This window comes from Chitinivibrio alkaliphilus ACht1 (assembly GCF_000474745.1).
Classification (GTDB): domain Bacteria; phylum Fibrobacterota; class Chitinivibrionia; order Chitinivibrionales; family Chitinivibrionaceae; genus Chitinivibrio; species Chitinivibrio alkaliphilus.
The window spans coordinates 1-12,689 of sequence record NZ_ASJR01000037.1 but is presented as its reverse complement, the minus strand read 5'-3'; the positions used below and the strand labels follow the sequence as shown (position 1 = coordinate 12,689).

11 protein-coding genes are annotated in these 12,689 nt (G+C 47.3%); 7 read left to right on the top strand and 4 right to left on the bottom strand.

Annotated features, from left to right (window positions below):
* From CALK_RS11230 to CALK_RS11220, 3 genes are all read right to left on the bottom strand, one after another.
* Positions 1-886 (bottom strand): hypothetical protein (locus CALK_RS11230; protein ID WP_034638136.1); only part of this gene is annotated, 886 nt, incomplete at its 3' end.
* 62 nt (positions 887-948) lie between these two features.
* Positions 949-2,076 (bottom strand): DUF4236 domain-containing protein, encoded by a 1,128-nt coding sequence (locus CALK_RS11225; RefSeq protein ID WP_022637790.1) that lies wholly within the window; start codon positions 2,074-2,076, stop codon positions 949-951.
* A 33-nt stretch (positions 2,077-2,109) separates the two neighbouring features.
* A complete protein-coding gene (locus tag CALK_RS11220; RefSeq protein ID WP_162146744.1) occupies positions 2,110-2,862 on the bottom strand; it encodes a TIGR02757 family protein in 753 nt (250 codons plus the stop codon).
* A gap of 269 nt (positions 2,863-3,131) precedes the next feature.
* On the opposite strand from CALK_RS11220, the gene CALK_RS11215 reads away from it, so the two are divergent.
* The 3 genes from CALK_RS11215 to CALK_RS11205 all read left to right on the top strand — a co-directional run bounded on the left by CALK_RS11215 (position 3,132) and on the right by CALK_RS11205 (position 6,886).
* On the top strand, positions 3,132-4,196 hold the full coding sequence (locus tag CALK_RS11215; protein WP_022637788.1) for an InlB B-repeat-containing protein: 1,065 nt from the start codon (positions 3,132-3,134) through the stop codon (positions 4,194-4,196).
* A 271-nt stretch (positions 4,197-4,467) separates the two neighbouring features.
* The gene (locus CALK_RS11210) at positions 4,468-4,896 is read left to right on the top strand and encodes a Na-translocating system protein MpsC family protein (protein ID WP_204365316.1); all 429 of its coding nucleotides are present in this window, start codon (positions 4,468-4,470) and stop codon (positions 4,894-4,896) included.
* 124 nt (positions 4,897-5,020) lie between these two features.
* Positions 5,021-6,886, top strand: a complete 1,866-nt coding sequence (locus tag CALK_RS11205) for a DUF4914 family protein (protein WP_022637786.1) — start codon at positions 5,021-5,023, stop codon at positions 6,884-6,886.
* An 81-nt stretch (positions 6,887-6,967) separates the two neighbouring features.
* On the opposite strand, the gene CALK_RS11200 is transcribed toward CALK_RS11205, so the two are convergent.
* Positions 6,968-7,771 carry a hypothetical protein gene (locus CALK_RS11200; protein ID WP_022637785.1) on the bottom strand — a complete coding sequence of 268 codons (804 nt, stop codon included), beginning with the start codon at positions 7,769-7,771 and terminating at the stop codon, positions 6,968-6,970.
* A gap of 280 nt (positions 7,772-8,051) precedes the next feature.
* Here CALK_RS11200 and CALK_RS11190 point away from each other — a divergent pair, with 280 nt between their 5' ends.
* The 4 genes from CALK_RS11190 (at position 8,052) to CALK_RS12435 (ending at position 12,553) form a co-directional block, all read left to right on the top strand.
* Positions 8,052-9,137 (top strand): porin, encoded by a 1,086-nt coding sequence (locus CALK_RS11190; protein ID WP_022637783.1) that lies wholly within the window; start codon positions 8,052-8,054, stop codon positions 9,135-9,137.
* 7 nt (positions 9,138-9,144) lie between these two features.
* A complete protein-coding gene (locus CALK_RS11185; RefSeq protein WP_022637782.1) occupies positions 9,145-10,413 on the top strand; it encodes a CotH kinase family protein in 1,269 nt (422 codons plus the stop codon).
* 203 nt (positions 10,414-10,616) lie between these two features.
* Positions 10,617-10,994 (top strand): hypothetical protein, encoded by a 378-nt coding sequence (locus CALK_RS11180; RefSeq protein WP_022637781.1) that lies wholly within the window; start codon positions 10,617-10,619, stop codon positions 10,992-10,994.
* Entirely contained in the window at positions 10,922-12,553 is a 1,632-nt protein-coding gene (locus tag CALK_RS12435) for a methyl-accepting chemotaxis protein (protein ID WP_081698162.1), read from the top strand. The genes CALK_RS11180 and CALK_RS12435 overlap by 73 nt, the downstream gene beginning before the upstream one ends.
* The last annotated feature ends 136 nt before the right edge of the window (positions 12,554-12,689 follow it).

The following is a 12,689-nucleotide window of genomic DNA, read 5'->3' as shown; positions in this document are numbered from 1 at the left end:
GATCAAGGGTGTGGTTCCCTATTTCATGGCCAGCATCCCGTGCTTCTATATAGGCTTGCGTAATATATCCTTCAATAAAGAGCGTTTCTTGATCTTCTGTTTCGTATATTGGCATTTCCCGTCCCCATGAAGCAGCTATTTTGCTGTGTCGTTCCGTATGGGGCGTTCCTTCAGGGTAGAACTCTTCGTTTGGTACATAATAGCCGTACTTTGATTCACGTGCTTGCCAATCGATGGGCCATGTGGGAACCATAAGACCGGAGATGACATTGAAGGTGAAGGTAATGGGGGAGCCGTCAGGATTGATTCGGCGTGGCTCCCGATCAACCTCTCCAACGGGAGTCCAGGGAGGAGAAAACCAACCGGGTATATCTCCACTGTAGACTTGGGGGGGAGCAAAGGGAGGAGTTTCGTCAAAAACAAAGTCTTCCTCATCTATCAACTCTCCCACGGGCCAGTCGGTGCAGGCCCAAATGGTATCGTTATGAATGACCGTGTCAGGAATTTGTGGGCTATATTCAGTATGTTCATGCCATAGGGGATAGGAGTAGGCCTTTCTTCCGGCAAGAGTGTAGGTGGCCCAACTCATGCCCATATCTCCTTCGGTAATATTGAGTTCGTTTTTATTTCCCGTAGTTATCCACCCTCCCTCGCTGCGGATACCATTTACCCAACTCTGGTCTGTAAAGGAGGAGACATTGGGGTTTCCTTCGTAGTTGGTGCCAGCTTTTCCCGAGTAGGCGTTATCATCCCAGATAATGGTAATGTATTGTTCTACCTGGTCAGGCCTGAGGTCTCCAGGAGGGTTTACAGAGGGAAAAAGAAAATCGCGTGCCTGTGCTCCTGAGAGCAGCAGCACCACGAATAGAATAGATACAGATTTCACAGTGTCTCCTTCGTTTGTATTGCGTAGTATAAAAATAGTACAGTATACCGGAAAAAACAGAATTAATTGTAATCATTCTTCTTGGTTGGAGTAAAATAGCGGATAAACCGGGTGAGACTTTTTCCAAAGGAGGAGCTTTTTTCATAACTGCTAAAAAGGAATGCCTCCCGCAGCCCCGTGGAACTTTCAAGAGTGAGAAACCCGTAGGTACATAAGGGGATCTCATAATTATCTCGGTATCGTTTATCTCGTGATCCATCCTTGTTCACTCGTTTCCAAGTTGTTCGTATTATCGTGGCATCCGGGGGGACTTCTCCCTCTTCTGGGAGAATTTTTTCCTCAAAGGATACGGTGGTATCAGCTAAATCGACGACACCCTGTTTTTTATCCCTCCCCTCTATGAGGATAAAGCCCGGATAGAGATAGAGGTGATGGTTGTGGGCTGTGGCAAAATGAAGCGGTATATGCTGAGCGGCAATAAGGGGATGGGCCATGGTATCACACCGAGCGTGTTCCTTGGTGAGAAGGGTGCGGGAAAAACTGCGCAGGCGTTGCTGGTCCACCCTTACTTCTGCAGTTACATCCCATATGGTATGACAGGTGCATGCCCTGCGGTATTCCTGCTTGAGAGTAGCGTAAGCCTCCTCGATGTTTTTTTCAGGAGAAAACCCTATGGACACAACTGTTGTTGCAATGCCCTTGCGCTGAGTGCGCAGGGTGTCAGACAAGGTTGTCTTTTTTTTGCTCACGGGAGGGAGGAAAAACCCCACAAGAAACAGTTTGAGAAATCGGTGTAGCAGGGTGATATTACGCAGGTGACGTTTGGTTTCCCGATATTCTTGCACAAGGATGCTACGGAGTTCTTTACAAGCAAACAGGGCGGTGTTAAGCTCCTGAAGATCTGTGCTGCTGGTTTCTGCGATATCCTCGGTATGCAGGGCGTGGTGCGATTGAATTATGGATGAGGTGTTCGTTCTTGTATGCCCTTGAGATGTGCCGGATGGTGCTGTTTTCCCATCAAGACGAACCCGGTCGTAGAGGCCTGTTCCAGGAATTCCCGTATTCAAATAGGTTCCTTTTTTTCCCATATTTATCGATGCACCGGGAACTCCGCCGGTAATACTGACCCCGGATTTACTAAAATTAAGGCGTACCCCGGGAAATAGTTCCGCTCGTTTTCTAAACCTCATAGAACCTCCATGTTTTAGTGCCATATTCTACCATTACAGTGATGTCCTGTCAAGGGCGGAGCCTCGGCGTACATGAACCATTCCCCAGTGGCAGAGGGAGAAGTCAAAGCGCACTGGGTCTGCGGGATCTACGGTGCGTAAGCATTCCGTAATCTCAGCGGCGGTATTCCACGAGGTGCTTTTGCGCTGTGTGAGTTTGAGAATCTCGGCCGCTCGGATAATATGGGTATCTAAGGGAATAATAAGATCTTTTCTACGGGCAGATGGCCAAAGGCCGAGGTCGATACCGTCGTCGGGGCGGATCATCCAGCGCAAAAACATGTTGAGTCGTTTTGCCGGGGTTTGCCCTGTCATAGGAGAGAGAAGGTAAGAGAACCCCCGTCGTCGGTGTGGCAAGAGGATGGGGTGTGCTATATGATGGAAGTGCTGGGAAAATCTGCGGAGCGCATCTCGCGGGGATGTGGTGTGCGCTCCTTTTATTTGGTACAACTCCTCCAGACTGCCATACCGAGAAAGGATCTCCCCGATGCAGTGACACAGGACGGCCAGCTCTTCACCGCGGGTAAAGCGATAGACAAAGGAGGAGAAGCGGTACCGCTTCTCTGCTAAGTTTGTGTTCATAATAGCATCGGCAGGGCTATTTTCAAGGAGTTCTAAAAGGGTTGACAGGGTCTTGATAATACTTTCTACCCGTCCATAGGAAAGGCAGGCGGCAAGTAGCCCAAAGACCTCTCTATCTTTTTTGCAGGGGAGGTTCCGCACCAGGCAGAGCGGATCCAGATTCAAAAGATCTGGAGTATGAAAACGGTCGTAAATTTGCTCAATGTTTTTTTGGTTTTTTCAGAGAGTTTCATCCGTAAAAATAACTTCTGCCGTAAGGGGCGTTTTTCTTTCTTGCCTTTTTCGGAAAAAATGCTATATTCTCCACAGGAAGGTATCGAATGCCGCACGCAAAACACCAGTTAGCTTCTGTTGGGTAAAGATGAACGTGTTTTTCCACCGGAATCGTATCTTCATCATACTATCACTATATTCAAACTATGAATGGAGTTTTTATGAAGTGTCTTTTTTACATTACTCTTTGCTTGGGTCTGCTGTTTTTTGCCTGTTCAGATAGTGATTCAAAGGGTGATTCTACACCGGATATAATCCGGTATAGTGCTGAAGTGGGAGGGAATACATATGTCTATTCTCTCGACTATGCGGAGGAAGAATATTACCTGACAAAGAATGGGGATGAGATTGAGTCCGGCATATTTGAATCTACCGACGAGGGATATCGCTTTATCCCCGCAGATAAAGCGCCCTACGAAGGTATGAGTGATGAAAATCTTTATATTCCCGCTGATGTTTTTCCCTGGGAGGATGAGGATTTTGACGCAATTGCTCTCTATACCTTGGAAATTTCTGCCGAGCATGGCGAGGTGGATGTGTCTCCATTGATGGCCGCCTATCCCACCGGTACGGAGATAACCCTTACCCCTCAGGCATCTGCGGGCTATGTGTTTTCCCGCTGGAGCGGTGATGCCTCAGGAAATGACACCCCCCTCACCATCACCATTGAAGAAAACATGGAGATTACGGTCCGCTTTCAACGAGACGAAGGCAGCCATGATGTCCATGGAGCGTGGAATCTTGTTCATGAAGAAGAAGTTTGGATGGAAATAGAGAATGGAGATACTCTGGATAGTGAAGAGTGGCCTGAATCCATTGATGACACTACCAGAATATGGGTTTTCAATACAAACGCAAATCTATTTGAAGTGCATGATTATTGGGATGGAAATTATTGGTATGATGAAGGAGAATTTTTCATAGAGGGGAACTCCCTTTTGGGTGAAGGTTTTGACCGTGAGTGGGAATATAACTCTTGGCGTGAAGAGTGGCACACGGAATATTCCTTGCAGGGAAATACCCTTGTAATAACTCATACCTGGGTACTGGAAGAATTTGATTATGACTACAAAGAGTTTGAAATACACACCCTCACCTTTGAACGCTACGAGGGGTCTATTCCACCGGATCACTGGGATATATATGAATACGAAGATAGATATACCCCCGCACAGAAAGAGCCTTCAAAACAAATCTTTGAGCGTTTAAGAAACCACCGCAGATAAGATTTACATGCCAGTGATCTTTTTAACCCGAAGGGGCTTCTCTTCGGGTTTTGTGCGACGGGTCTTCGGGAAAAAACAGTGGTTTCGGAAGCACTGTTTGTAACGTAACACTTCCCTGTGCGGGGGGAAGTGTTTTTCCTGGGAGTTTTATTCGTAGAAAATGACTTTTGCCCCTACGTTTTTTTTCTTGCTTTTACGTGAAGATTTATATATCTTTTGCCCGTGCAGATGTGCACTCTCTCTTTGGGCAGGATAATCTTTCGGGGTTGTTATGCAGAAAGTGAGACTGTCGGGAACGTCCGCAATACTCAAGGAGCTTGTCATGAAAAACTCTATTCCTAGGGGTGAGGCGGAGCATCAGATATCCCAAGCGATCATTCGTTTTGAACAAGAGTACATGGGACGCGGTCCTGAAGAGGTGCGTACGGTAATCTTTGATGATATCATCTTTGTACGTCTAAAGGGAGTGCTTACGCCGGCAGAAAAACAGCTGGCAAATACAGAAGACAATCAAAAAGGACGGAGCCTTATAAAACAGGTGCGTCAGGAGCTTCTGGAAAAAGCACGTCCACTTCTTGAACGCATAATTATAGATATTACGGGATGCGAAATTGTGTCGCTTCACACGGATATCAGTATTGCCACGGGAGAACGGGTTATTATCTTTACCCTTGTCCGGGCCTTGAAATTTAACGCATAAATTCCGGTTGTTTAAAAAAGGGTATCCCCATAGGATACAGTTTTTTAAGAGACCTCCCGCAGAAAAACGTTGTTCGTTTTTCGGGGGGCATTATATATCGATTATTTTTTTTAAAGGAGATCATATGATTCCCAATGTAACACTTCCTGCTGATGTACTTTCTCTGCTTGAAAAGGCACCTTCTGTGATTACTCCCTCAACACGGGCAGAGCTTCTTGAACTTGCTCTTGGTGGAGCGGGATCTTCCGGTATGACCGTGTCGTACGACGTACCGGGTAAAGGCACAGTGGATGAAGCGTGGACGGAAAAACGATCCAACGGGATTGCCGTGAACTATTTTGAACCCTACATGCGCCGTCGTGACCCTGAGTGTATGGTTATCGGTGATGACCTCCCCACGGATAAAACGACCTATTCGGATCGCTTTGGAACGTCTTTTGCGGGTACTCGTGAAGAGACCTTGCAGTGGTTGGAAACCCAAGATCTCTGTGTAACTGCTTTCTATTTGGGCAAGCCCTTTAGCGAAGGTAAACAGTATGGTGGTATCTTGATTGCACCAAAGAATGCTGGCTTTTTTATTGGTGGTCTTGCAGATCTTCAAGGGCTTGTTCCTCTTGATGATATTGACGAAAATTTCGTTGTTCGTTCTGTTATGTTTGTGGCTCCTCCGTTCCGTCACACTCATTATGACGGCAAGCAGGTTGTTGTTCATAATCGTCATGGTGACATGCATGAGATCTTTTCATACAATCTGTATCCCGGTCCCTCTGCCAAAAAGGGTGTGTATGGTGCGCTCTTAACAATTGGTGAACAGGAAGACTGGTTGACCCTTCATGCCTCTACGGTGCAGGCAAAAAACAGTAAGAAAACCACCGTAATTATGCACGAAGGTGCTTCCGGGGCAGGAAAGTCAGAAATGCTTGAGCAGCCGCACCGAAACGAAGCGGGACAGCTTGTGGTAGGAAAAAACCTCGTAAGCGGGGAAGAACTTACCATTGATATGGAAAATCAGGATGAGCTACGACCTCTTACGGATGATATGGCCATGTGCCATCCCCGTCATGGTGAATCGGGAGATCGTCTTACCGCGTGTGATGCTGAAGAAGCGTGGTTTCTTCGGGTAGACCATGTAACTCGTCAAGGCATTGATCCTCATATGGAAGAGCTGACCCTTGAGTGTGATGAGCCTCTTATTTTCCTCAATCTGAAGTCCATCGAGGGTGAACCCATTAAGCCATGGGAACATATGGAAGATGAGCCCGGGGTTCCGTGCCCCAATCCACGGGTGATTATGCCCCGTAATTTTGTTCCTGGAGTTCTTCAGGACACCGTTGATGTAGATATTCGTAACTTTGGTCTTCGTGCGCCGGCTACATCAACGGAAAAACCGTCCTACGGTATTGTCGGTATGGTACATGTACTTCCTCCAGCTTTGGCATGGATCTGGCGTCTTGTATCTCCTCGGGGACATGCAAACCCCAGTATCACTGCGGGTAAAAAACTTATGCAGTCTGAAGGTGTTGGTTCATACTGGCCCTTTGCCACGGGGAAAAAAGTGACTCAAGCGAATTTGCTTCTTCGTCAGATGGCAGAGACTACCTCGCTTCATTATTCCCTGACTCCAAACCAGCACGTTGGTGCATGGAAAACCGGTTTCATGTCTGAATGGCTTGGGCGTTCAGTGCTCTCCATGGCTGATGATTCTTTCTTTGCCCGTGAAAACTGTGTTCCCGCACGGTGCACGCTTCTTGGATACACTCCTAAAAGTGCTCGAGTTGGTGATTTTGAAGTCCCCGAGCAGTTTCTTTGTGTGGAAAAACAGCCTGAAGTGGGTGAAGCGACATACGATATCGGTGCGGAGATGCTTACGAACTTCTTTAAAGAGGAGGTTAAGCAGTTTCTCAGTGATGACCTTGATCCGGTGGGACGGAAAATTATTGAACTGTTCCTTGCAGATGCCTCAGTAGATGCCTACGAGGGACTTCTGTAAACCGGCTGAATCATCATCGTAAAGATGGAGATAGGGCGCATGGGGATGTCTTGGACATCCCCTTTTTTATAGGTGCCGATTTTAGTGCGGGGATATTTCGTGCAGCATGTATCCGTAAGGTTTCAGGGGCAAAGGAAGTTGAAAGGCGTTCTCACTCTTCCACGGTGAAATGCTTCCCTTTCGTACTCTCACCGCCACAGCAGCATTTCCCGATTCTGCACAGAACCATCGACGCACAATCTCCAGATTTTCCACGCGTAGATCAAAGTCATACCAACTTGCCCGCTCCATGCGTCCATCCTTGCTTCGTTCCAGGGTATACAAAGAAAAGACACTCTGCTCCATGAGGTTTCGAATAGCGCGGCTTTCTGCTTTCATCCAGCCCCAAAGGGGGTTATAGAGGTTTACCCGCGAGACACCGGTTCCGTAGATATAGTTGGGGTCTTTGGGCGGGGCGACGGTTTCAAACAGAGAGAGAGGGGTGGTGTCAATGGCAACACTGTCCGTGGAAAATATTCCCGCCATGGAAACGGCACTTTTGAGGGAGTCTAAGAGAATAAGGTCACTGGTATCTACATCAGTTCGGGGTACATACAAGAAACTGATACTGTCTTCATCGGTAAAAAGGAGTTGCCCAAGGTGTTCATATTGGTGTACCCGTAAAAAGCCGGTGGTGCGCATGGTGATAAAACTGCAGAAGCGATCGTAGGCATCATCACGCAGGGGCTTTGCACTGTCAAAGCCAACCACTGTTTTGGCAGGAGGCTCGAAAAACCAGCGGGGAAAGGTGCGTCGTTGAAACCACGGCGGGTAGTTTTCTATGGAGGCCTGGGGTAGGGTGATGCAGAGCAATATGAGACACCATGAATTGCGTAGAATGGTCATAAATATCTCCTCCGGAGAAGGTTGCTGCCATGCGTAGTGCATATGGGTCCGTTGTGTTAGAGTATATCATGGTTTTAGGAGTATGGGAAAACATTTCCGAAAGACAGGATAGTGTCGGCGTTATAGGTACCAAACATCGGTTTTATTCGGCGGGATCTACTTCAGAAAAGAACAAAGGCATGGGATGGAAAATCTCCAGTGGTCATATCTATCTTCTACAGCGGGAATGTATATTTGCAAGAACGCTTCTTCGTAGATATATTTTGATAAAGAAGGCTCTATGATCTTCCTCTTCTTTCTATTTCTCCTTGTTTTCTTGCAAATTTCCGCGGCAGATGTCCTTGATATTGAGCTTCTTATTCAGCCGATGCTCACAGTGGAAGAGGATGGTAATTCCTCTGACGAATGGGAAAGTGAATTCGGCTTTACCCGTGTTCGCAGTGATTTTTTATTTACTCGGGATGTTTTGTCCAGTGAGGTTCGTGCTTCGCTTATGACAGATTTCACCGATGCTGGTACACCGGATATCGTAAAAAATGCCTATATCGAAATACGTTTTCCCGGAAACCTCCATTGGCGAACGGGACAGTTTAAAATGCCCTTTGGCTTTGAAAGTACCACCTCAAGCAAGGATATTCCCTTTGCAAACCGCGGAGAAATTAGTTCGTATATTCGCGATAATTTGGGTATCACCGGGGGGTTCTGGCGAGGGACCCGCCTTCGTTTTCGTCATTCTACACCGCGTATTGAACGGGCCGATTATGAATTTGGTCTTTTTAAGAATAGTCCCGGACGCCCCGATGCCGACCTCACAGAGGCCTATGGGAAACGACTCTTCTCGCTTCCCGTAGCATCTGCAACGCTCACTTTCTCTGACAACCTCACTCTCTATGGAGCCATAGCTGCCCCCTACTATGAGGGGATTGGTACGCAATCGGGCATACGGGTACTTCTGGGTGATTTCGGTGCATCCTACAGGATCAGCCGGTATTCCGGTATGATGGAGTTTTTTCTCGGAGCTGACACCGCCGATACCAGACAGTATCTGAAATATGCCTCAACCGACACAGAAGGTCTTTCACGGGGAATATCACTACGGCAGAGTTACGACTTTGACCTTGCACACAAGTATGGGTTGACAGCAAGTGTGCGCTTTGAGCAACTCTACGGAAAAGCATATACGAGCTTTGAATATATCAACCGTGACTTCCTCTACACCCTGACATGGGGAACCCGTTTGTACATTGATACAGATCTGTACATTGACCTGGAATATTCTGACCGGTATGATTCGGGGTTTTCTTCCAGGGATCTGAGAGAAATAGCATTGCAATTGTCCGGGTACTTTTCTTTTCCTTCCACATAGAGGCCGTATGCAACGATGTATAATTGTGTTTCTTATGTCTCTTCTTATATCCTGCACCTCGCCTTTTTCAGAGGATATGACCGATGATACGGAGACGAAAACCCTTCCTGGCCGTGATATCCATCTTTCCCTCAATACGGAAGCCCTGAAATATCTTCGGGATAATCCATTCTCGCGGGGGCTCGGAATTCCTGTGGAGATTACTATCGGTACATACAGCGGATGGGGGCGTGTGAAAATTCACGGTGGAACCTCACGATATTACAGTAAAAAATCTCTCCGCCTTTATTTCGACAGTGGCCCCATAGAAAGACATCGTCTCTTTCATCCTGTTTTTTCCTGCGGAACCGATGAATCCCCTTCTTCAGTCGTTTTAAATGCCCATTCGATAGACTATTCCCGGATACGAAATTTCCTTTCCCTGTATACGACACGCCTTTTGGGGGGGACTGCTCCTGCAGCAGGGTTTGCCAGACTTTTTGTGAATGGTGAATTTTATGGATTTTACTCTACCATTGAACGGGTGCGGGAAGAATTTCTCACTCCCCTTCTGGGGCATGGAGCATATCATATAGCCAAAGCACAGGACTGGAATGCTGATTTTAAACAGGGCAGCCAGGGATTTGAAAGTAGAAAAGGCCCCCTCTCCTATCTTGACAAAATCACAGACTCCCTCTCGTACCCCAATGAAGAGGCAATTGCCTTTATCCGGAACTCCTTTTCACTGGAAGATCTTACGGCTTGGTTTCTCGCCTGTTTTTATACCGGTGAATCCGATGGGTACGGCAAAAATTATTACCTCGTCTACGACCGTATCCGAGAAGAGGTTATTTTTGTACGGTGGGACGGGGATGCAACATTTGGTCGTTACTGGCAGGGTGAACCGGTTCCCGATCATTGGCATCCGACCAATATACATCAGGTCATACCACGAAATGCTGTTATTGAGACCCTCGCGCGCGATTCGTCCTGGTGTGCAGAGGTCCGCGAGGTGGCTCATTCCCGTATAGATCGTGTAGAACAGAAGCTTCTTACAGTGGTCACTCAACTTGAGGAGCAGTACGCCGCGACCATACAGCGTGATTATGCCCTGTGGAATGAACAGAATGAATCCTCATTTTTGGAGACCCCATGGGAAGGTGAGGTATACTGGGATTATACCTGCTATGAGGAATTACAACGCAGTCAGTTTGAAGAGATTCGCAGCTATATTAGAAAACGCAGGGCCGCCTTTTTGGAAGAACTTGATACTCTTATTGAACTATCTTCCCCGTGATCCAAGAGGCTCGTAGAGGATACTACATTTGTCAAAGCATGAATGGTTGCGTGGGAGCAGAACATCTCATGCCTTGTGTGCCATAAAGAGCGTACTCTTAAATAAAGAGAACTGTGCCCTGTCCTCATCATGGTTGTCCTTGCATTTGTATACCATCATGGTATTCTTATTGAGATTATCAGACTCAATACAAGGGGATTGTGATGCTTTTTACCAAGGGGAAAACAACCATACTCTGGAAGATTCTTCTGCCCATGGGCAGCTTACTTCTTCTTTTGGCACTTTGCACCATATCTGGTGTTTCCATATTGGTTTCCAATATTATTAATTCCGCTGTAGATCAGCAGGAATCCATGGTTTTTGAATACCTCGATTCCGAAGCAGTGGAGAGACAGAAAACCTTGAATCATATATTTACAAGCGGTCAGCGAAAATCCTATGAGATAGCCGCGGCCTTTGCGGAACATGAGACAGTGGAACAAGCTATGCCCATGCCCAGAGCGGTGATATGGACAATCCCCAATGCCCCTACGGGGTTCAAGCCCGGGCCATGCTCAAGGAGTATTTCAATCCCTTTGTAGAAAGTTATCAATCCATCGTGGGAAGTCCCTTTAGTCTCCACTACCACTTGCCCAATGGGCGAAGCCTGGCCCGTATTTGGCGAGATGGATGGCAGGTAGAGATCGACGGTGTTCGGCATGATATCTCCGATGACATATCCTCCTTTCGTGCCACCGTACTGGAGGTAAATCGCCAAAAGGAGCCGGTTATGGGTATTGAAGTTGGCCGGGGTGGCTTTGTAATTCGCGGTTTGGTTCCTGTGAGAGGATCGGAGGGGGATCATCTTGGTTCTGTGGAGATGCTATCGCCCTTCAGTGAAGCTCTTTCAGTGTTTGATCAAGAGGATATCGAATATGGTCTCTATATGAATTATGAGCAACGAGAAGTGGCTAGACAATTGCGTGATCAGCCGCTTTTGGATAGTTCCTTTGTTCGTATGGGAGAAAGTGATTCGGTGCTTTTTCAAGGGCGTGTCGAAGAGGGGCTTCTGCACTCTGCTCAGAAAGAGGGGATTGGTATTACGTATGTCGATACCTATCAAATAGCGGTCTATCCCATACTGGATTTTTCCGGCACTGCCGTGGGTGCCATTGCAACAGTGCGTGATATCTCTTCTGATCTCGCTGATATTACTGCTTATCGAGCAGAGGCAGAGGGGGAGCAGAGACGGCTCTTGCTGATTGTTCTCACGGTGGTTGTTGTAACCATTACTGCTATCAGTGTAATAACCTTCTTCAGCCTTTTCAGAGGGGTTGTGCAGCCCTTGCAGCAGGCGGTAGGTCTTGCTAGGAGGTTGGAACAGGGAGATCTTTCCACGAAGCTACACCACGATCGGACCGATGAGATAGGAGTTCTGTCAAATGCGTTGAATCGGGTGGTTGATCAATTACACTGTCGCGCAGATGTTGCCATGGCTATTGCCTCGGGAGATTTGCGACAGGAGATACAGCTTGCTTCGGAACATGATGTAAACGGTTTGGCCTTGAAAAAAACGACCGAACGGCTTTCTTCCAGTATGTCCCGGGTGTGTGACTCTTCTGTGCAGGTTGAAGCAAGCTCCGAGCAGATCTCCTCGTCCAGTCAAACCTTGGCATCCAGCGCCAGTGAACAGGCTGCATCGTTGCAAGAGATGGGAAGTGCCCTCGAGGAAACCGCGGGGAAAATACGGGAAAATGCCCAGAACACACAGGAGGCGGACAGTTCTGCAAAGGAGGTCCTTTCCTTGGCAAAGAGTGGTTCTGAAAGTATGTCAACCATGGAACAAACCATTGCCGATATAGAGAACTCCGGAGAAAAGGTGGGGTCCTTTATGAAGGTTATAGAAGATATTGCCTTTCAGACAAATCTTCTCGCTTTAAATGCTGCAGTTGAGGCTGCACGGGCTGGTGCCCATGGAAAAGGATTTGCCGTGGTGGCAGATGAGGTACGCAGCCTCGCAGGACGAAGCGGCAAGGCTGCGCAGGAGAGTGTGGGGTTGATTGAAGAGTCTCGAAGTTTTGTTCGCCATGGTGCTGCTATTTTGAAGGATGTCACCGCGTCTTTTTCTGAAATTGTACGGAAAATAGATGAGCTGCCCTGAGTGTCTATATTAAGTGAGACAATATTCTATATTAATTTTATTACCTATCGGGGCAGAAAAACAGGAGATCAAAAGTGGAAAGAAAGAATTATGAGAGATCATCGTCATCGTCTGGTGTTGCTGGGAAAACGAGAAA